Below are 22832 nucleotides of genomic sequence, written 5' to 3' on the forward strand. Positions count from 1 at the left end.
TGAAACCATAAAACCGATTTTTGAAAAAGCAGGATTTACAATAGGCAAAGATTTATATCTTGCACATTGTCCTGAAAGAGTATTGCCAGGAAGGATAATTGAAGAGCTAATCCATAATGACCGTATAATCGGCGGAGTAACACCAGAATGTGCCCGAAAGGCAAGTGAAGTTTATGGACAGTTCGTTGAAGGAGACTTGATGTTAACAGAAGCAAAAACTGCAGAGTTATCAAAATGTATGGAAAACACTTTCAGAGATGTTAATATTGCTCTTGCAAATGAACTTGCTAAAATCTGTGCTGAAATTGGAGTCAATGCATTGGATGTTATTGAAATGGCAAATAAACATCCAAGAGTTAACTTACATTCACCTGGTCCTGGTGTTGGCGGACACTGCCTAGCTATTGACCCTTACTTTATTTATGCTAAAGCGCCACAGACTGCTAAGATAATAAAGCTTTCAAGGGATACAAACAATTCAATGCCTGAATTTGTATGTGATAACGTTAGAAAAATTATTTCAGAGGGTAAGATTGCTGTTCTTGGTGTTTCATATAAGGGAAATACCGGAGACGACAGGGAAAGTCCTGCCTATGAAATCATAGCCAATCTAGAAAAGGACTATGAAATAGCCATACACGATCCTCATATAGACAATCCTGACTTTGTAAGCTTTAAAGAAGCTGTGGACAGAGCAGACCTGATTTTAATATTATGTGACCACAATGAATTTAAAAATCTGGATTATGATTTGATTCATGAAAAAACAATACTTTTCGATACTAAAAACATTATTGAAGAAGTTCCAGATAATATTAAGTTATATAACTATGGAAATTTATATGAACTTAACGATTCCTGATGTTTCTTAAAGGTTTCGTTAACTTCCAGCTATTAGAATTTTCCATTTGGTTAATCAGTTCATTTTGAGCTTGAATCTGACTTTCAAGTTCACTTATTCTATCTTCCAAAGTGAATACATAGCGGTTGGTTTCATTAAGATAATTATTCAGTTTTGATAAAAATAATGTGGAAAACTCATTATAGTCAAAGGTATTGAAACTCGGATTTTCATGGCCTGTAAAGTCCTTAACAGTGCTGATTAAATTTTTTCTATATTTCAGATAATCCTTTCTATTTTCCGGCGGGTTATTGACGTCGAATATATTGTAATTTGCTTTGTATTCGTCCAGCGTAATGAAATCAAACCATTCCTTGAATCCGGAAAATCTTATTTCACCGTTAATTATATCGTCATTAATTAATAAAACCGGCGTTTCCAAAGCCAGGCAAGGCAAAGCCACATGAAGCCTTTTGGTGATTACGCAGCTGGCCCTCTGATATAAGTTTAAAAGGCATTCGCCATAGAAGAATTTCTCCCGGCTCGTATAAATCCTGTCCTCTAAAAAATGATATTTTTTAGTTAATTTGCGCTTATTCAAATCTGTCGGAAGACCCTGGGATACTACATAGATTTGCTTATCGGTTTTGCTTCTGACAAAGGATACGACATCATCGGACACATCAACTAAAACAATGTAATCCTCTTTTTCAACATCAGGATTGCCTTTAAGCGTTAAAGTAAGACATCCTGAAAAATATGAATCGATGCCGTTTGACTTAAGAAATTCCTGGGTTAAGGGATCCCTTGCACCGACAGGACCGTATTTTGTTAAGAAGTCCCTGCTTTCATCAGACAGGAACGCCTCAGGAGTATTCTGATTGTTAGTATTTAAATGCATTGCAATCAGTAAAGGATTAATATTCTCATCAACAGGTGGCCATGACTTCTTATCGTGAAGATACCATGCATTCATAATCATTTTGAATTCTTCATCCGCTCTAAATTCCGATAAGTTATTAAAGTCAACATAATAGTCCACTTCAGGTAAAAATCTGCGGGCGGCTATGCTTTGAATTTCATTGCCCACATTTTCCAAGTAATTATAGCATATTAATCCATATTTCATAAAATCACCTATCTTCAAACCATACATAGGTTGCACAGTAGGTATCCTCACCTGTTTGCCTTCCAAGATATGTCATTTGTGCCGGTACGGTGTCTATCTGAAGCAGTTCTAGAAATGGAAATTCCCTTTTCATATAATCATCATCTATTTCGTCCTGAAGGTGAACTTCAAAAGGATTTCCCTGCCATTCATGATGGTTTTCATACATATAGGGAACTTGAATAAATAATTTTGAAGCCTTTCCGTTGATGAATCTGTTCAAAAGAGTTTTACTGTCTTCCAATGATATGTGTTCCAACACATCGCCCATTATGATCAGATCATATTTTTCAAATTCAAAATCCATTACGTTTTCAATGAAAATATTATCATAAATAAAGTTCAAACCCATCTCATTGATGTTTTCAGGCCATGCATCGACGCCGTCAATATTCTCGTAATAAAATGCCTTTAGGATTTTGCCGTAAACTCCGCCGCCAAAACCGACATCCAGAATCCTTTCACTTCGCTCAACATTATTCAAAACCCAATCAAGAAAAACGGTTTTGCCAACATCGCCGGAAGATCCTCTGATTTTCCGCTTGAACATATTCTTATCAGCCTGAGTTTGCTTTAAAATGGCATTTTCTTCTTTTAAAATATTATTTTCATTGAGAAGCAGTTCATAATTTTCTTTATAAAATTTAAACTGGTTGCTTTGGGACAGTAATTTGTTCTTAAAATTCATGTTGATTTCCTACTTAATATTTTTCCAAGTATTGGTTACAATTTCCATTGTTTTGTCTACGCCGGATATTTCCTGAACGTCTTCCTGAGCCTTTTTCCTTATTTTTAACAGTTCATCTTCATCTAAAGCCATTATCTCATTAATTCTATCTTTAAAAGCCTCTTTATTATTAGCTTCAACAATAAATCCGTTAACGCCATCATCTATGATTTCAGGTATTGAAGAAACATCGGTTGTCAATACAGGCGTTCCATAACCCATAGCTTCAAAAAGGATTGTTGGAATGCCGTCCATATCACCGTCGCTTGCACGTTTACATGGTGAAACCAGCAAATCAGATTGCCTCAGCACTTTCTTGACTTCAGCTGCACCCTTAAGCTCATCATTGATTGTGATATTTGAAAGGTTAAGCTCTTTAACCTTATTTTGAAGCTCCTCTTTTAATTCACCGAAGCCGTAAACGGAAAATTCACAATTTTCATTTTCAAGTAGCTTGGCTATATCAATCAAATCATCCAAGCCTTTCTTTTCAGTGTATCTGCAAATTGACACTATCTTTTTTGGATTGTTGCTGTTTAACTCTATCTCTTCAATGTCATAGTTGCTTGCCTGTTTGGTGATGACAATCTTTTCTTCTAAAACATCACGTTCCATCAGATAGTTCTTATGAAAATTGCCTAAGGTGAATATTGCCTTACAGTACTCGTTTTGAGAAATTGCCCCTACATTATTTGCTTCATCGACCCAATATCTAAAAATATCCGCCGCATGAGCGAAAATTGTAAAAGGTATCTTCAGATTGTCTATCATAGGATGGATAAATACTGTGCCTATCGGATAAACAAAGTGAGTGTGAATCAATTGAATGTCATTTTCAATCAGTATCCTTTCTAAATTATTGACTAAATCTTCATGGCAATCGGCATTTTCATCGAAACGGATATTTTCAACTTCAAAGTCCAAATTTGCAGCAACGTCAGGTGTTGAAAATGAAATTACTTTAATATTATACCCGTTTTCGACCAGCCATCTGATTTCATTAATTACAAAAGTCTGTGAAAGTGACGGAAAATTAGCCAGCACGTAAGCTATATTAATGTTTTTTAAATCACTGTAATCTAAAGATTTATGTTTATTAAATAAATCTTTGACGAACTTAAACATCAAAACACCTAAAAATCAATGGATTGATCTTTATTAGTCACATGTCCGTTCCATGCTTTAAGGGAAGTCCATTCAGCAAACTCATCAGACCAGAACGGATCATTTGAATCAAGTCCCAAAGCCAAAAATATTGAACAGCAAATATATAAGCTTCCAGTGTTTATATCACTTTCAGCAATGTCGACCTGATGACCATTGAAACCCAATAACAACCATCCACCGTTGGTAAAATTCTGATTACCTTCAAAAATGTTTCTTAAAACTTTTGTTAAAGCTGACCTGACTTGGGCAACTTCAATATTTCTAGGTAAAATTCTAAGCAGGGCAACCTGTGACAATGTGTGGAAAACTCCGGTACGATAACTGATTGATTTTCCTATAACCGGAAAAGTTCCTTCAGGAGATATGTACCTTTCCAATTGTGAAGCCAGCCTTGAAGACCTCATGAATTGTACATCCAAGAATTCACCGTCAGGCAATCTGTATTTTCTCATTACCATTAAAATGTCATTGAGCATTGGGTGAATAATAAAACTGTTATAGTAATTTTTAGTAAATTCCGGTCCGTCTGCATAAATCGCATCGCCAATATACCATTCATCCCTGAACTTATGAACGGCGTAAACCAGACGTTCCATATCACACTCTCCGGTGAATTCCAGAAGGGCTGCTTCAATCATTGAAGTGTATAAAAGCCAGTGATTCTCATAAGGAGCAATGATTCTTGTATTTTTAAGCTCTTCAGTGACTTTTGCCTGAACATCCATCGGTAAGTTTAGCCAGATTTGATTTTTTGAACGGAGCAAACCCTGGGCGAATAATGCCATGTCAACCAAAGACTGTTTAGGTTCGGTGTATAATATGTAATCATTCTTTTTTGGATTAACGGCAGTGGAAATAGCCTTAATAGTTAAGTCAATGTATTTTTCACGTAATCTACCTTCTTCAGATTCATCCGGTCCCAGTTCCAACCAAGGTGCAATGCCGTTAAATACACGAGCAAAAGCTTCAAGATAAGCGAATTTTTCACCTTCCGGACTGCTGGACTCTATAATCATATTTTTTCTTAAGGAATCCTTTTTAAGGTTCATTAATACAGGTAAAGCTATTTTCTGTAAAGTTTCTACCCAAAAAATTCTATCTTCCCAAACAGGAACCTGTTCTTCCATAACAGGAATTTCTTCTTTTTTAAATCTTCCAAAGAACTTACTCATGAGAAATATTTTGTTTGACATATTATAATAAATTTATGATTATATTAATCTCAAAAGTCAGTTTCCGTTATAATTTTTTCGATTATATTTGAATTTATATAAAAAAAAGGATAATTGCTTGTCAACTTTCGATTAATGGCGCTAGTTTTCATTTAATAGGTCTTTTTCAAAAAAATATTAAAAATGGAAGAGAAAAATCTTCCATAATCTGATAAAGTCTAAGCTATTTGAGGAGGAAATTGTGATTCCTCTAAATTAATGTTTGGCTTATCCAAACCGTCCAAATGCTGCTGATCAACTACACGGTGAGGATTCTCATTCCAGATTTCCAATGCTTCCTCATAAGTGTACTGATTGGAGTAGGTACCATCTGAAACCTGTACTCCGCAAGCGTCAGGACAAATAGCTTCTTCAGGAAGTGCTTTAGTAACATTTCCGAACGGGATGAAACCTCCACAAATACACTGAGTATATATGTCCGTATAATCAACTGATTTTTTAACGTAGATATTTGTTCCAGGAATATTTCTCATGTCATCTGTTGGCACGAAATTAATTGCCTGAATGACTCTGTCTACAGTTTCTTTTTGATTAATGTGGTCAAAATAATCATAAGTCATATTAGCTATATCCTTATACGGGACAAAGTATTTTTTAGGTGTGTAATTTGCATTTAATTTACTGCTATCATCAGAAATCTCTTTTCCAGAATTTTTATCTAAATTTAACGTGTCTGCAAGAGTAGTTAATGAAACTTTTTCTGAATCATTTACTATAGCTATCTGATTATTGGGTGAAGTTACATTATCAGATGAATCATCCTGTACAACAAAATCGCCCAATCCCGTATTAATAATTGCATAACTTCCAGAGATTAGAAATATGCATAATAACGTTATTATTCCAATATATTTTTTGTCCATACTTTTCCACCTCCATTCACTATGTATATGTTAGTAATATATTACATTTATTCTATATATATGGATTTTGAACTGCATCCGGAATCCAAATAATGCAGGAAAATTTCTTGATTTCAAGAATTGAAATCTTATTAAATTAAATATGAGACAATATAACAAAATAAATTGATAATTCTTCTTTTTTTCAAAATTTAAATAGAATGTAAGACAAAATATTAATCATTACTATGAGGTTTTATTAATATGTCAAGTACGATGTCTGAAAAAATATTGGCTAGAGCATCAGGTAAAGATAAAGTGGAAGCCGGCGACATTATTATTGCAAATATTGATGTTGCAATGACCCATGATTTAACCGGACCTCTTGCGGTCGAATCCTTTGAAAAGATTGGTGTTGATAAGGTATGGGATTCATCAAAAATTGTTATACCCTTTGATCATCAGGTCCCGGCAGATTCCATCGACTCAGCCAATAATCATATAATCATGAGAAAATTTGTAGAAAAACATGGTATTGAAAACTTTTATGACGTTAATGCCGGTGTTTGCCATCAGATACTGCCTGAATTGGGTCATGTTGTACCTGGAGAAGTTATTGTAGGTGCTGATTCACATACATGTACCCATGGTGCTTTGGGAGCCTTTTCAACAGGTATAGGTTCAACTGATATGGCCATGGTTTTCGCTGAAGGTAATTTATGGTTTAAAGTTCCCGAAACAAACCGTTTTGAAATTACGGGCGAATTGAAAGATAATGTTTATGCTAAAGACGTTATTCTGAATATTATAGGTCAGGTTGGAGCTGACGGTTCAACATATAAAGCATGCGAGTTTGCAGGAGATACCGTTAAGGACATGAGTGTATCTGACAGAATGGTTTTATGTAACATGGCCATTGAGATGGGCGGAAAAACCGGTCTGGTGGAACCTGATAAAAAAACAGTGGAATATGTTGAAAAACATTCCAAAAAACCTTATAAAATATTTAAAACCGATTTGAACGCAGATTCACTTAATATTATAGACATTGATGTTAGTGACTTGGAACCTCAGGTAGCTTGTCCGAATAATGTTGATAACGTGAAAGCTGTAAGCGAAGTGGATGAGGAAATTGACCAGGTATTTTTAGGCTCCTGTACGAACGGAAGAATCAGTGACCTGAGAGATGCGGCAAAGATTCTGAAAGGAAAACGTGTTGCCAAAGGCACAAGAATGTTGGTTATTCCGGCATCAAAAGAAGTTTACTCAAAAGCTTTAGACGAAGGATTAATCAGAATATTTGTGGATGCCGGAGCATTAGTTTCTGCTCCCTGCTGTGGACCATGCCTTGGAGGACATACCGGAATTATAGGTCCCGGTGAAGTGAGCCTTTCAACTTCAAATAGGAATTTCAAAGGCAGACAGGGTTCGCCTGACGGTAAAGTTTATTTATCCTCTGCCGCAGTTGCTGCCGCTTCTGCGATTGAAGGAAGAATTGTTGCACCGGAGTGAATAATATGAAAGGAACTGCATGGAAATTTGGAAATGACATTGATACAGACATCATTCTTCCCGGAAGATATCTGATTTATACTGATGAAGAAAGATTATCAAAGCACTGCATGGAAGGATTGGATGATAAATTTAGCGAAAAATGTGAAAAAGGAGATTTTATAGTTGCAGGAAAAAATTTCGGTTGCGGATCTTCCCGTGAGCATGCGCCGATTGCAATAAAGGGCGTTGGAATTTCAGCGGTAATAGCTGAGTCATTTGCAAGAATATTCTACCGGAATGCAACAAACGTTGGCGTTCCTCTTCTTGAAGCTCCGGGAATCACGAATCTTATTGAAAATGGAGAGGAAATTGAAGTAGATATGGATGAAGGAACCATTACAGCTAAAAATGGTGAAATTATTACGTTCAAGAAATTACCTCCATTTATGTTGGAAATACTTGAAAAAGGTGGGTTAATTGAGTACCTCAAAGACAAAAGAGAATAAATATAAAATTGCAGTCGTTCCTGGTGACGGAATTGGCCGTGAAGTAATGGAAGCTACCATTAATGTTTTAAACAACTTAGATATTGATTTTGATTATGTTTATGGTGAAGCCGGTGATGAGTGCTTGGAAAAAACAGGAAATGCACTGCCTCAGGAAACAATTGACATTGTAAGGGACAGTGATGCATGCCTGTTTGGTGCTGCCGGTGAGACTGCAGCAGACGTTATTGTTAAACTGCGTCAGGAAATGAAGATGTTTGCTAATCTAAGGCCTGTTAAGTCCTATCCCAACACCAATTCCCTGGCGGATGACATTGATTTCATGATTGTTCGTGAAAACACTGAAGGATTATATATTGCAGATAAAGAGGAAATTACCGAAGATGGGGCTACTGCAAAACGTGTAATTACCCGGGAAGCTGAAGAAAGAATTATAGACTATGCATTCAAATATGCCCAGGACAATGACAAATCCAAGGTTACAGGAGTTCACAAAGCAAATGTTTTAAAGAAAAGTGATGGTTTATTTAAGGAAATCTTTTATGAAGTGGGAGAAAGATACCCTGACATTAAAAAAGAGGATTTCTATGTGGATGCAACTGCAATGTATCTCATTACCCAGCCTGAAAGCTTTGAAGTGATTGTTACAACCAACCTGTTTGGCGACATACTGTCAGATGAAGGCGCAGGCCTAGTTGGCGGACTTGGACTGATACCTTCCGCAAATATTGGAAGTGACGGAGCATTATTTGAACCAGTGCACGGTTCAGCTCCAGACATTGCAGGAAAAGGAATCGCCAATCCGATTGCAATGATGCTGTCTGCCGTGATGATGCTCAGATACCTTGAAGAAAATGAATCTGCAGACAGACTGGACAACGCCATTTTAAAACTTTTAAGCGAAGGAAAAGTATTAACCGGCGATTTGGGCGGAAATTCAACCACAAAAGAAGTTACAGAAGAAATAATTAATTTATTATAGGATTAGAATATGACTCAGAATTATAAGGAAAAGTATTTGTCTAAAAAATACGAACTGTTTGAAGTGGAAAATCAATTGGAAAAAGTTAAAAAAGACAATGCTAGCTTAAAGTCCAGATATGATAAAATTAAAAAAGAAAATGAGCATTTCAAATCCAGTAAAGCCTATAAACTATGGGATAAATATAGGAAAGACAAAAAAGCTGAAGAAAATAATGATGAGTTGAAATTCATTGACGAAATAAAGGTGGCATTAATCTCTGACCAGTTTACTCACGACTCTTTCAAATTCGAGTTTGAAATTGTTGAAATAATGCCTGAAAACTGGTATGAGAAGTTTGAAAAAGAAAAGCCTGACATATTCTTCTGTGAATCCACCTGGCACGGATACTGCAATGGCCAGAATAGAGTGTGGTCCGGAAAAGTAGAAAAAATAGATGGGGAAGGCGAAAACAGGACAATCCTTTTTGAAATTTTGGATTACTGTAAAAAGAACAATATCCCAACCATATTCTGGAATAAGGAAGATCCTATCTATTACAGAGCCACAGGAGAGTTTTTCACAGACACTGCAAGCAGATTTGACTATGTATTTACATCAGCAGAAGAAATGGTTGAAAACTATAAAAAAGATTTTAATATAGAAAATGTTTATCCGTTGATGTTTGCAGGACAGCCGAAGCTTTTTAATCCATTGAAGTTTACAGACGACAGCATTTGCGAGGTCGTCTTTGCGGGGTCATATTATAAGCACCATGAAAACCGCATGAAAAAGATGGACATGATTTTCGATAAAATAATTTCTCAAGATATTGACCTTAAGATTTATGACAGAACATACTATGAGGACATTCCACATATCGGATATCCGGAAAAATACAAAAAATACACAAATCCCCCAATTGACTATAAGGACACTGCTAAAATCTATAAACAGCTGAATTGGGCCATAAATATTAATACGATTACCGAATCAAATACTATGTTTGCAAGAAGAGTTTTTGAACTCGCTCTTTGTAATACAAACATAATCAGCAATTATTCTAAAGCTATGGAAAGAATATTTGAAGACAATGTATTTATTGTTGAAAATGATGATTTTCCAAATTTAAATGAGAACTATGATGATAAAAGATTGAATAACCTTTATACAGTGTTAAAAAGTCATACATATTCTGAACGCTGGAAATATATATTGGACACCATTAATTTCCCATATAAAGAAAAATCAAATGAAATAAGTATAGTGTTTGATGCAAATGACATAAATATTGATGATATTATTGAAAAATTCGGTGAAATCCAATATAAAGACAAGAAATTGGTTATTATTTGCGATAAAAAGCTAGAAATTAATGACGTTTTAATTTTCAGCAGCGTTGATGAATTTTTAGCTCATGTTGACAGTGAATATTACATCATTGCAGATGATGGGCTGGACAATGATTTCATCGAAAGGGCAATTCTGCATTATAAATACCTCAACAAAAGTTACGGAATAAAACAGTCAAAAGACAAGTTCAGGATTGACATTACAGATGACTATACAAATGTTTTATTTAACAGAAAGATTAATGATTTAAATAAGGAATGCTTTGATATTTATTATATTTAACTAAAATGAGGCTAGAATATGAAAAATGAACTGATTATATCCTATGCATTTAGCCCGATAAACACCACTACAAGCAATGTTGTTGCAAAAAGAATATTAACCGAAAAAAATACCGTGGATGTTATCTGTGCAAGTTTGGATGAAATGAACAGGGACTTTACACTTGAAACGTATGTCAACGAATATGTCGGAAAAAAATATGTTGTCGAATCAAACTTCTCAACAGACTGGAACAATATTAAAAACTTCATAAATGAAGGCATTAAACTAATCAATGGCTATGACAGGATTTACAGCAGAGCCAACTTCGTTCATTCCCATTTCCTGGCACTAGAGTATAAGCTGAATAATCCCGAAACTTATTGGAGAGCGGAGTTTTCAGATCCGTTAATATACACCTTTGGAAACAGGCATCTGAGCGGAAAGCTTGAAGATGAGGAATACATCAATAAGATTAACACCATTCTAAAAGAGAAAAACTTAGAGTTAATTAGTTCAGATATGGATATTAACTGCATTTGTGAATATCTGACGTTTATTTTTGCAGATGAGATAATATTTACCAATGAAAGCCAGAAAGACGTGATGATGGATACGCTGAACCATAAGGTGGAAGACCTAGTGAATGAAAAAACCACCATTTCACCGCATCCGACACTGGATGAGAAATATTATCATATAAAGGAAAGCAGCTATCAGTTGGATGACAATTATGTTAACTTCGCTTATTTCGGAGTTATTTTTTCAAACAGGGCTTTAGAAGACTTCATTAATGCATTTGATAGTGTTTATGACAAATACAGGGAAAAAATCAGATTGCATATATTCAGCCCGAACAGAACATTATTCGAACAGGTCTTAAGCAGAGAACTGCTGGAAAAAACTACCTTTAACAATAACGTTGATTATCTGGAGTTTTTAAACCTTACAACAAAATTTGACGTGCTGATAGTTGAAGACAGCTATACAAAAGGACATTTCATTAAAAATCCATATCTTCCATCGAAAATATCCGATTACAAAGGTAGTGACACGACAATTTGGGCGATATGCGAAAAAGACAGTGAAATGTCAAAACTGGATATTGAATATAAATCCCCAATAAATGATTTATATGAAAATATGAACACCTTAAACTTTATAATGAGTGAAAAAACCAAGCTGCCGATTAAATTACGTCATGACGTTGTTGAAGATGTGTATAAAAAAGAAAGATTGACCGAGTTAACGCAAAAGATTATAGAGTTAATTGAAGTGTGTGAGAGAGAATTTGAAAAGGACAGTGTTTACGAATCCCGAATCAGTGAACTGAACAGAAAAATTCAGAAATTGGAAAATGAAAATTCAGAAATTATTAACTCAAACAGTTGGAAGCTTACAAAAAATTTCAGAAATATTGGAAAAAAATTTAAATAACTTAAAAATGTTATATTAATTATAATTTAAGGAGATTTTTATTATGAAAAAACTTAGTAGAATGCAATTAGCTGCACTCTTTATCATAATCATTATGGTATTAAGTGGGGTTGCTGGTTTCTTACTCTTAATATTTGCATAGATTTTTTAAATGGAGGATTAAAATATGGTTAAATACGAAATTGCTGCAGTCGTTGCAGAATTCAATTATGATATTACACAAATGATGTTAGAATTAGCTACAGCTGAAGCTAAAAATAGAGATTGTGAAATTACAAAAGTAGTGGCAGTTCCAGGTGTTTTCGATATGCCTCTTGTCATTAAAAAATTATTACAAAAAGGTGAATACGATGCTATTATCACCTTAGGTGCTGTAATTGAAGGCGCTACCGACCACGATCAGATTGTTGCTCAGCATGCTTCACGTAAAATAGCTGATTTGGCTTTAGAATATGACACTCCAGTAGCTTTAGGTATTACCGGTCCAGGTATGACCAGATTAGATGCGCACAGACGTGTTAAAAACGCTAAAAGTGCTGTAGAAGCTGCTATTAAAATGTGTGACAGATTAAAAGAAATTTAAGATGATTATATGGAAATTCTAAAACCTGAAGAGTTAAAAGAAAAATTTTCAGACCCATGGGTTGCACCATACGAAAAGGTACTTACAATGGTTGACGGCGACAAAGTAGAGATTGTCGAATATCACCCATGTATTTCAGGCTCCCACTGGTTACTGCATCAATACAAAAACAATTCAGAACTGATTGATGACGCTTATCGTGACGGCAACAAACATGTCTATTCATGTCATGTCGGATCTGCTCCTCTTGATTTGAAGGCCAGTTTCAATGCTGCCGGAATAGATGAAATCAAAATAGTTGATGATGAAGTTAAGGTAACGCATGCAGGCCTGGCCGGTGCTGGCGTTGGAGCCGGAATGTGTAGAGGAATGGGTAAAGGAGTCAAATACATCGAGCTCATAAAGTCTGGCGGAGGCTCTAAAGAGGGAAGAGCAACCGTAGTGACACCAAAACTTGAAAAAGTCGTTATCGGTGTTGATGACACGGATGTGAAAGATGCAGGTGCAACATGGACAATGGCACATAACTTAGGTGTTGAATTAGCTAGTGAAGGTTTTGAATACCTTGACCATATTATTGTCCAGTTATATCCACATAATCCGCATAAAACTCAAAACTGCGTTTCCATTGCACTCACTTTTGCTGTTGAAAGCGAAAAGAAAGAAGAGTTAATCAATAGAGTTATTGAAATTCTTAAAAGAGATACCTTATCTGACAAGACTGCAATAGCTATTTTGGAAGGTCTTGAAATACCGGAAAAGCTAAGGGAATATTCAATTGCAACAAAATCCAGTATGATGGATGTCGAAACGGCTGAAGCGACCGCTCGTGATTTAGGCATTGAACTGATAGCAGTTACCGGTGAGCAAGGTAAAGTTGGTGCTCTTGCAGCTTTAGGTTTATATAATGATGTGGAAGAAGCTGTAAAAGCTTATGACAAAAAATAGAGAGATTTTTCTCTCTCATTTATCTATTTAAGTGAAATACATATCAACAAAGTAATCATTGCCGAACTGTTTTATTGATGAAGAATTCATGTAGGTGAATTTCAACTCAATGTAATGATCGCCATATGTATAATTCTGATTGTTTATTGTTCCGTCTGAATATGAAAAGGAACCCAAATAGGAATTGTCTGCAAAGACTGAATAGCTTTGATTTTCATTGAACAAACCTGTGGAATATCCGATTGAAGTATTGTCTACTACAACTTCATAAGTCCAACCGCCTGTTTGTCTTGATTGGATGTCGAATTTTTCAATTACAGATACGTTTTCACCATCTATACTGTGATATATGGTTGATTTTTCGAAAATATCGGCAAGACGACTATTTTGAATGATATCTCCGTCATCGACATCAATGGTATTCTTTACGTCTAAAGGAAGTCTTAATATATCCGGTTCAAAGTTTCTTGTATCCTCGATGATGTAAGATACACCATTTACAACAATCGTGTCATTTGCTTTAACGCCAAGCGTCATCATTGCATCTGACGGCATCCTTAGTATATCAGATTCATTTTCAATTGCGGAGTCCACGGTGTAGGGTCCCCTTACTGAAACTGTATTGTCACTGTTCTGGTCTGTAAATATAATTAAATTTCTGGAGTTAGGCTCGATGGAAATTGCACCGTTTTCAAATGTGGCCGCTCCCAAAAAGGTTGAAAGCATCAGAAGCAAGAGAACCATCGATATGATTAACGGGAAATGAATTCTGATGAAAGACTTGAATAAACTGGCTCTAGGAGTTTTCCGATACATTATGATGGACTGGATAATAACCTTTATTATATAATAAACAGCAAGAATTATTCCAATAAGAGTAATTATGACTCCTATGGATAAAGGTATGAATTTGACGAAAAATATCATGAATAAACCTAAAATAACCAAAGATAAACCTACAATAGACATACGGATATAATATCCTATATCATCAATCATCGTTACCCTGCCGTACTTGTTGGCACGGTTCATAATTGTTCTTACAACCTCATTAGCCATGATGTTTAAATCAGCCAATGGAGACATGTCATGCTCTATTGCACCGATATCGACCTCCATAATGGAAATGCCTAAAATATTAGCATCAATAACAATACCTACATCAACACCATAATCCTTTTCAAAATTAATTTTTTTCAATATTTCCTTACGGGCTGCAAACTGACCGCTTAACGGCTGTTCAAATGAAATTTCCGGGAAAAAGAAGTTTAATAACGGTTTTGCAGTGAGTTCAGTAACCCTTCCACTTTCACGTGCGAATTTGGTCTTGGTAATATCCGTCTTTCCAAGCAAGATCGGTTTAATCATTGATTCGACCTTTTTAGATGTTAAATTATGAATATCCGCATCAATAAAAGCAATGATATCACATTCAGCATTCTTATATCCGGTATGAAGCGCTTCACCCTTACCCTTATTGACTTCATGATTAATTACAATAGCTCCTGCATTACTGGCTTCCTGGGCTGTGTTATCTGAAGACCCGTCATTGACAACTATTATCTCATCAACGAATGAAACGGATTTTACAACATCAACCACCCTAGCTACTGTATTTTCTTCATTGTAAGCAGGTATAATAACAGAAACCTTCTGGTACTTAGGTTTGGATGTTTTTATACTGGCAAGCAAAAATGCAAGAATAACAAATAACCAAGACAATTTTTCACCTTAAAAATTACTTAATATATTCATAATTATATTATTTAAATAGTATAAATGTTTTTAAAAAAATAGGATTAGATGTTTCTAATTGTGATTGTATTAGAAACATATAATTCGTTGTACAAGCTAGTTATAATGTATTCACCAGGTATCAGATTAATATTTAACTTGGCAATTCCTGAAGCGTTGCTTAGTCTAACATAAAATACGCCGTTGATATTGAATGTCACGTTTACGCCAGGAGCTATATCTCCAACCTCATCCAGCAGCCTTACGTTGAATGTTGTTCCATCCCTGTAGTTCATTGAGATATCCTGGGATTCTATTATGGACAGGACAGTGATCTTATTGGAAACAAAGGACTGGCCATATTGTGCGGTAATGATATAGGTGCCCGGATTGAGATTGATATTCAGGCTTGCAACACCGTTTGAATTCGTTAGCCTTGTATAAAATACACCATTAATGTTGAAAGTTACATTGACACCTGCCAAAGGATTGCCTTTCTCATCCAAAACCTTTACTGAGTATCTGGAAGCATTTCTATAATACTTGACCAGATCGGTGTTTTCAACCAGACGTGAAAGGACTGTTATGTTGTAAGACCTCTCCTCACCGGTTATCGGATTGGTAATCGTCAGGATATAGACTTTAGGCTCCAGGTTGATATTTAATTTTACTATACCGTTTTCATTGGTTTTGCGGTCATAAAATACACCATTGATGTTCATTCTGACGCTTACATTTGAAACCGGATTTCCATTATAGTCCAATATGGTTGCATAATATTGAGTGTCGTTTCTAAAGAATTTGACAATGTTGGATGAGTTTACAGTTGATTTGATGGATACATTCCTTGATATGTTGGAAGGAAGATATTTTTCATCCCCATCGAAAGTTACCAAAACCTCATAGACATTGGAATTCAGATTTATTGCAATTGATGCTGAACCATTTGCATTGGTAACTCTCCTGTTATCAACTCCATTGATTCTGATTAGGATATTTTTATTGGATAATGTCTTGTTGTTCTTGTCAAGCAAAGTAACGTAAAACCTGCTTCCGTTCTTATAATACATCACCAGATCATCAGCATCGAAATGTGTTTTAACATTGTCTATGCTGAAATTACCTTTTTGAGAAGCGTTTTGATAAATGCCGCTTGAAAAGCTTGCATCAACAGTATACTTTCCATAGTCCAAATCTTTAAGTGATATGCATCCGTATCCATTAGTGGAATTGATGTCATATGCTTTGGAATTGACTTTAAGGGAAACCGTGCCGTTAATTGCATCTGAAAATCCTACGGTAATCATAACTGCATCATAATCCGTCTTTAATATGTTGAGAGTCATTGATAAAGGCAATTTTGCTACATTGAAAGTTGCATTTGCCGTTGCAATATTTGAATAATATCCGATTGCCGTATAATTGCCCGGATTTAAAATGTCTTCTACAATGAATTCACCATTGGAGTCCATGGAATACTTTTTAGAGTCAATTATTATGTTTACAGTTCCTGAAATGTTTGAAGCGTTTGAAGTCAAAGTATTTCTGATAACTAAATTCTCACCGTAGACTATATCTGAAATATTGAATGTCAAATCAGCTGATTCAACAGAAACATCAATTATATCGGAATTTAATGAATTCAAATAATATTCATTGCCTTCATATGTTACAAAAACAGGATGTGTGCCTGCAGAAGTTAACTGGACTGATAGGCTGGCAATTCCATTAACGATAGGTATAGTATAATTTTTGGAATCAATGCTGAAAGTAACATTTCCGAATGGGACTGAATTGCCATATTCATCATTTACACAAGCCGTTATATTGGTCGGGAACTTTAAGGAGACTACTTCTGGAATATTCAGAGTTATATTTGTATTTAGTGCTGTAATCGTGAATGCTTTAATGCATGCGACCTGTGAATCGTAAGTGTGGCCATATTGTGACATGTTGGACTTATAATTATACAAATCAAACCAGTGATTTCCGTCCAAACTGAAAAATGACACTCCCTGAGAATACAGGATTCTGTTTGACCTTACCTTTTCTGAAATAGGAAAAGATGCAAATTTCTCAGTTTCGATTTTAATAGCTATCTTAAATTCATCGCCCCTTTTCAATGGAATGAATTCATCCAAATCAAAGGTATAATATCCTGCATTGGATATTCCGCTTTGAGTGGTCTTTAGAATATTATTTACATAAATCTGTGCCGTCCAGTTGGTGGTTGCGTTGAAATATGTTGAAAATGCGGCTAAAAATTCATCGTCTGTAGCATTGAAAATATTTTCATACCAGACAGTACTTTCACCGCTTATCAAATAGTCCGTGATTCCGATAATGTCATACTGATAGTTTTTATCATAGCGTATCGTATCGTTTAGAATAATCGTATATGTTGACTTGTCATAATCTCCCAGTCTTACGCAATTCTTATCATAATATGAAACATAGAAGTAACCTTTGTTTCCCCAGGTCTCGCCCCAGCTATTTTTACAAATCCATGCGCCTTCGCCGTCAGGAGTTGTTTTAAAGTTGCTTTTGGAGTAGCCATCATCCCATCCGACAATGGTTACGGCGTGGTTAGGACCGGAAGTTCCGGAATAATAATAGCTATTTGATTTCATGTTTGCGCTTGAATAATAAATACCGGTTGCAACAGCACCATATTTAAGAATAGCCTCCTTAACCGCATTATTGTCAGTGTAATTTGAACGTGTGAGATAAACTATATTTTGAACATGGATAGTACTGTTTATTACCGGGGACAAAACACTGTAATCACTGAATGTTTCCAAATCCTCTTCTACGGCTCCAAGCCAGCTTACAAGATAACCTACACCCATATCATCGTATCCACCTTTGTTGGTTGTAAGCACCCAGCCATAATCTGAATAATATGCCATGACGTTTTTCATGTTCTCCTCTGACAGATCATGAGTGATTCCAGTTACCTTTAAAATACAGGATTCCAAAGCGGCCAGTGAAGTGAACGCCCAGCAATTTCCACTGCTTTTCTGACTTTTTACAGGAGTTACAAGTCCATAATCTCTCAAATCATATTTTGAAGGTATTGATCCATTGAAAGAGAAGTTACCCTTTAATGGAGTGTAGTTTCCGTTGCCTAAGAAGAGATTATATCCTAAAGCGTTATAATAATCATTTTCAATTTTTGCCCTGTTGTTTTTATAAGTATTGGATGAAATAATGTTTTGGGTGTTTAGAATTGTGTAAATGGCTCCGCCTTCATTAGTCGCCTCGTTTGAAATAAATTTTGATGCTTTAACGGAAAAATTAGATGAATTGTCTGCAAATACGGCCCCTCCGCTTAAAGCATTATTGGATGTGAATGCTGATGAAGTAACGTTCATTGAGCCGTACATCTTATAGATGGCTCCTCCCTGATAATCTGCCGTGTTACCCGTGGCAATTATTGAATCTATATTACTGATGGAAGCCAAATCACATATTGCTCCCCCAAAGGTAGCGTTACATGATGTGAAATTGGATTTATTTACAAATAATTGTGAGTCTTTGGAATAGATTGCTCCGCCGGCATTTGTCAATGTGTAGCAATCTGTAAAAGCGCAGTTTTCTACAAATAAAAGTGAATTTTCTTCACTAGCTATAGCTCCCCCATACTTATAGGCATTGTTATTTTCAAAAGTGGAGTTTACTATGAATACATTAGAACTTTTAGCGTATATTGCTCCGCCATAAGTAGCAGAATTGTTTTTAAAGACGGATGATAAAATTGCTGTCGTACCTCCGGAAGAATAGACTATACCACCAAATATGTTGCCATAACCTCCAGTATAACTACCTTGACTATTTTCAAAAATCACGTTGCTGGCAGTGAAATTTCCATTAATTTTAATTGATAAACCATCCAATTTAATATTTTTAATGCTTAAAGAACCGTGAGAGTTAGCCTGTAAAGATCCGCCCTTAATAATCGTGTTTAATGGACTTTGTCCAATTATTGTCAAATTATTTAAACTTCTTGACTTATCCAGCTGATATTCACCTGTGGCAAAGTGAGCAATTCCATTTTCTGACAATCTGGTTGAATATAAATATTTATAGGGATTTGTTTGAGAACCGTTCCCGTCAATCTCTGATGAAGAGTTGAAATAAATATCGTTTGCAGACAATAGAACACTATCATCGCCAACAGCCAGGCCATCATCTATAGTACTGTTATCACTGGCAAAGCTGGTCGGAATAATTAATACGAATATGACAAGAAACAGGAAAATTATGTTTAAATGTTTCATTATTTCATCTCAAATACTTTAATTATTAATAATATATAATTTTCATTATTATTATATTTAGTATATTGAAGACTTGAAACAAAAAAGAATATAAAAGATAATAAAAAGAGTCAATATAAGATGGAAATAACTAGGAGGACTGTTTATTTACAAAAGACTGTTAATATTAACATTAACGCTATGCTTTATTTTTTCAATTTCTGCAGTATCCGCAAACAACATCAATCCAACAGACAGCAATCCCGAATATGAAACCGCTTTTCAAAACTTTAATCATGACAATTTTTCACTGGATGAGATGAGCGTTTCAAAGAAATCCAATTTCTGGGACATCTTTAACTTTGGAAACGACAAATACGGATACTGGGTCTGGGCAACTGACATGTATGATGTCGATTTTGATAAATTATCAGACAATGGAGTTAAATACATATTCCTGAACTCCTTTGCCTTTACCGAATATGGTCAAAGGGATGTTCTGGACTGGATTAAGCAGGCCAACGACCATGGAATTGAAGTTCACATCTGGATGCAAATATTCAATACAGGAAGCTGGATTTCACCTCTGAAAAGCGGGACACCAGATAACCAGTACTTCAACTACAAAATTGAAGAAGCCAGATACTATGCCGGACTTGATGAGGTAAGCGGAATACAAATAGACTACATCAGATTTGAAGGCAATGCATATGAATACGAAAATGGAACAAAGGCCATCAATCAATTTGTTGAAAATTTCACTAAATCTGTTAGGGAAGTTAACCCTGATTTGACGCTGTCCGCTACGGTAATGCCTGAAGCCGATAAAGACGAATATTACTACGGCCAGGACATTCCTACAATATGCAAATATGTGGATGCCATAGTCCCTATGCTTTACAAAGGAAATTATAACGCCAACAGCACATGGGTTGAAAACACGACCGAATGGTTTGTAAACAATTCCGGTGATGCTGAAGTGTGGTGCGGCCTTCAAACATACGAATCCGACAACAACATTTCAGACCTGCCGGCCAGCGAACTTATAAAAGATGCCGACAGATGTTTTAATAGCGGATCGGATAAGGTAATATTCTTCAGATGGGGAATGAACGAAGAGCTTGACAATAAAAAACTGAACTGATATGATAATTGAAACCCTACAAAAAGAACTGAACATAAGTTCTTGGCAAGTTAAAAAAGTAATTAATCTAATAGATGATGGAAATACGATACCTTTCATTGCCAGATATCGTAAGGATGTTACAGGTTCACTTAATGATGAAATCTTAAGAAAATTTGATGAAAGGCTGAAATACTTAAGAAACCTTGAAGAGAAAAAATCAAAAATCATCGAAAGAATTGATAATCAGGGAAAATTAACCGGTGAACTTAAAAAAAGCATCCTGAATGCAAAAACACTGGTTGAGCTTGAAGACATCTACAGACCATTTAAAAGCAAGAAAAACACAAGAGCGACCATAGCTAAAGAGAAGGGTTTGGAGCCCTTGGCGGACATCATTTTAAAGCAGGATGTTAAAAAACCTGTTATTGATATTGCAAAAGACTACATCAATCCCAAAAAAGATGTTTTAACTCCTGAAGATGCAATTAACGGTGCTAAAGACATAATAGCTGAGGAAATATCAGACAATTCCGATTTCAGAAAGAAAATCCGGCAGAATACTTTTCATACCGGAAAGATTGAAACCAAATATAAAGATAAAGACATCTCATCCGAATATGAAATATATTACGATTACAGTGAAGATTTAAAAATGATACCGCCACACAGAATCCTTGCAATCAACAGGGCTGAAAAAGAAGGAGTTATCAGAGCGAAAGTTACAGTTGAAACAGATGACATCATAAGATATATTTCAAGACATGTCCTGAAAAACAAATCCAAAATTCCTGAAAAGATTGAATATAATCCTCATACGACACCAATCATTAAAGATTCAATTAAGGATTCATATAAACGACTGATTTCACCTGCAATTGAACGTGAAATAAGAAATTTCCTAACTAAAAAGGCTGAAGAAAAATCAATTAAGGTATTTGCCCAAAATTTGAATCAGCTGCTGATGGAATCTCCGCTTTCCGGAAAAACAATTCTCGGATGGGATCCAGCATTTAGAACCGGATGTAAGCTGGCAATCATTGACAGGACAGGAAAAGTCCTTGATACTGCATTAATATATCCTACAGAACCCCAGAACAAAATTAACGAATCCAAAAAAATCGTTCGTGATTTAATTAAAAAATATGATATTGACGTTATAGCTATAGGCAACGGAACCGCTTCAAGGGAATCCGCCGAGATTGTAGCAGACATTATTAAAAATACGAACGTTGAATTTATTATTGTTAATGAAGCCGGCGCGTCAGTTTACTCAGCAAGCCAGCTGGCCGATGAAGAATTTCCGGATTTCAGCGAAGGCGAGCGAAGTGCCGTAAGCATTGCAAGAAGGCTTCAGGACCCGCTGGCGGAACTTGTAAAAATCGATCCAAAATCAATCGGTGTGGGACAGTATCAGCACGACATGAACCAGAAGGAACTGGGAGAATCACTGAACGGCGTTGTTGAAAAGGTCGTTAATGAAGTGGGTGTTGATTTAAATACAGCATCATACAGCCTATTGAATTACGTGTCCGGCCTTAACAAAACCACATCAAAAAACATCATCGAATACCGTTATGACAATGGAGGATTTAAAAACCGTGAAGAGCTTTTGAATGTCAAAAAACTAGGTAAGAAAACTTATGAGCAATGTGCTGGATTTGTTAAAATCACCAACTCAGAAAATCCTCTGGACAATACGACAATACATCCTGAATCATATGATGCAACAATAAAACTTTTGAAAAGTCTTGGATATGGTCTTGATGATGTCGGGAAAGACAATTTAAAACTTGACAATTTAAATCTGGATGAAATTTCATCAAAACTCAATATAGGTGTTGAAACTCTAAAAGATATTGTAAAAGAGCTTAAAAAGCCCGGCCGTGATCCTCGTGAAGACATGCCCAAACCAAAATTAAGAAAGAATGTCCTTTCCATTGAGGATTTAAAGGAAGGTATGGTACTGGAGGGAACCGTTAGAAACATAGTGGATTTTGGTGCATTTGTCGATATTGGAGTCCATCAGGACGGACTGGTTCACAAATCACAGCTAGCCAACAAATTCGTCAAGCATCCCCTTGACATTGTCAGTGTCGGAGAGATTGTAAACGTGAAAGTCTTGGATGTAGATATACAAAGAAGGAGAATTCAGCTGTCTATGCTAATTTAAATATGATGATTTAATAAAATATT

At 35.6% G+C, this 22832-nt stretch carries 17 protein-coding genes; 10 read left to right on the top strand and 7 right to left on the bottom strand.

The genetic code is table 11. The features are described from left to right. On the top strand, positions 1-862 hold an 862-nt coding region (locus ACKI2W_RS07270; RefSeq protein WP_407380697.1), incomplete at its 5' end, for a nucleotide sugar dehydrogenase. Here the strand turns inward: ACKI2W_RS07270 and ACKI2W_RS07275 are convergent. From ACKI2W_RS07275 to ACKI2W_RS07295, 5 genes are all read right to left on the bottom strand, one after another. Continuing rightward, on the bottom strand, positions 849-1970 hold the full coding sequence (locus ACKI2W_RS07275) for a polysaccharide pyruvyl transferase family protein (RefSeq protein ID WP_407380699.1): 1122 nt from the start codon (positions 1968-1970) through the stop codon (positions 849-851). The genes ACKI2W_RS07270 and ACKI2W_RS07275 overlap by 14 nt on opposite strands. 4 nt (positions 1971-1974) lie before the next feature. Beyond that, positions 1975-2697, bottom strand: a complete 723-nt coding sequence (locus tag ACKI2W_RS07280) for a class I SAM-dependent methyltransferase (RefSeq protein WP_407380701.1) — start codon at positions 2695-2697, stop codon at positions 1975-1977. A 9-nt stretch (positions 2698-2706) separates the two neighbouring features. Then, positions 2707-3861 (bottom strand): glycosyltransferase, encoded by a 1155-nt coding sequence (locus ACKI2W_RS07285; protein ID WP_407380703.1) that lies wholly within the window; start codon positions 3859-3861, stop codon positions 2707-2709. Between the two features lie 8 nt (positions 3862-3869). After that, the gene (locus ACKI2W_RS07290; protein WP_407380705.1) at positions 3870-5096 is read right to left on the bottom strand and encodes a DUF2264 domain-containing protein; all 1227 of its coding nucleotides are present in this window, start codon (positions 5094-5096) and stop codon (positions 3870-3872) included. A 197-nt stretch (positions 5097-5293) separates the two neighbouring features. Further along, positions 5294-5998: a hypothetical protein gene (locus ACKI2W_RS07295; protein WP_407380707.1), complete on the bottom strand. Its 705-nt coding sequence runs from the start codon at positions 5996-5998 to the stop codon at positions 5294-5296. 243 nt (positions 5999-6241) lie between these two features. On the opposite strand from ACKI2W_RS07295, the gene hacA reads away from it, so the two are divergent. From hacA to mmp11, 7 genes are all read left to right on the top strand, one after another. Next, positions 6242-7489 (top strand): homoaconitase large subunit, encoded by a 1248-nt coding sequence (gene hacA, locus ACKI2W_RS07300; protein ID WP_407380709.1) that lies wholly within the window; start codon positions 6242-6244, stop codon positions 7487-7489. A gap of 5 nt (positions 7490-7494) precedes the next feature. Beyond that, positions 7495-7977 (top strand): 3-isopropylmalate dehydratase small subunit, encoded by a 483-nt coding sequence (locus ACKI2W_RS07305; RefSeq protein ID WP_407380711.1) that lies wholly within the window; start codon positions 7495-7497, stop codon positions 7975-7977. Further along, positions 7949-8959 (top strand): isocitrate/isopropylmalate family dehydrogenase, encoded by a 1011-nt coding sequence (locus ACKI2W_RS07310; protein WP_407380713.1) that lies wholly within the window; start codon positions 7949-7951, stop codon positions 8957-8959. The genes ACKI2W_RS07305 and ACKI2W_RS07310 overlap by 29 nt, the downstream gene beginning before the upstream one ends. A gap of 9 nt (positions 8960-8968) precedes the next feature. After that, a complete protein-coding gene (locus ACKI2W_RS07315; protein ID WP_407380715.1) occupies positions 8969-10573 on the top strand; it encodes a glycosyltransferase in 1605 nt (534 codons plus the stop codon). Between the two features lie 18 nt (positions 10574-10591). Beyond that, entirely contained in the window at positions 10592-11989 is a 1398-nt protein-coding gene (locus tag ACKI2W_RS07320; protein WP_407380717.1) for a hypothetical protein, read from the top strand. A gap of 166 nt (positions 11990-12155) precedes the next feature. Next, on the top strand, positions 12156-12572 hold the full coding sequence (ribH, locus tag ACKI2W_RS07325) for a 6,7-dimethyl-8-ribityllumazine synthase (RefSeq protein WP_149731868.1): 417 nt from the start codon (positions 12156-12158) through the stop codon (positions 12570-12572). A gap of 9 nt (positions 12573-12581) precedes the next feature. After that, on the top strand, positions 12582-13520 hold the full coding sequence (gene mmp11, locus ACKI2W_RS07330) for a methanogenesis marker protein 11 (protein WP_407380719.1): 939 nt from the start codon (positions 12582-12584) through the stop codon (positions 13518-13520). Positions 13521-13547: 27 nt separating this feature from the next. Here the strand turns inward: mmp11 and ACKI2W_RS07335 are convergent, their stop codons facing one another. Together ACKI2W_RS07335 and ACKI2W_RS07340 are read right to left on the bottom strand one after the other, a co-directional pair. Further along, positions 13548-15242, bottom strand: a complete 1695-nt coding sequence (locus tag ACKI2W_RS07335) for a glycosyltransferase (RefSeq protein ID WP_407380721.1) — start codon at positions 15240-15242, stop codon at positions 13548-13550. A 77-nt stretch (positions 15243-15319) separates the two neighbouring features. Then, complete coding sequence (locus ACKI2W_RS07340; protein WP_407380723.1) at positions 15320-19534, bottom strand: Ig-like domain repeat protein; 4215 nt, start codon at positions 19532-19534, stop codon at positions 15320-15322. Positions 19535-19832: 298 nt separating this feature from the next. On the opposite strand from ACKI2W_RS07340, the gene ACKI2W_RS07345 reads away from it, so the two are divergent. Further along, on the top strand, positions 19833-20657 hold the full coding sequence (locus tag ACKI2W_RS07345; RefSeq protein ID WP_407380725.1) for a putative glycoside hydrolase: 825 nt from the start codon (positions 19833-19835) through the stop codon (positions 20655-20657). A 1-nt stretch (position 20658) separates the two neighbouring features. Continuing rightward, positions 20659-22809, top strand: a complete 2151-nt coding sequence (locus ACKI2W_RS07350) for a Tex family protein (protein WP_407380727.1) — start codon at positions 20659-20661, stop codon at positions 22807-22809. Positions 22810-22832: the final 23 nt, after the last annotated feature.

Source organism: Methanobrevibacter sp., from assembly GCF_045603845.1.
GTDB lineage: Archaea > Methanobacteriota > Methanobacteria > Methanobacteriales > Methanobacteriaceae > Methanocatella.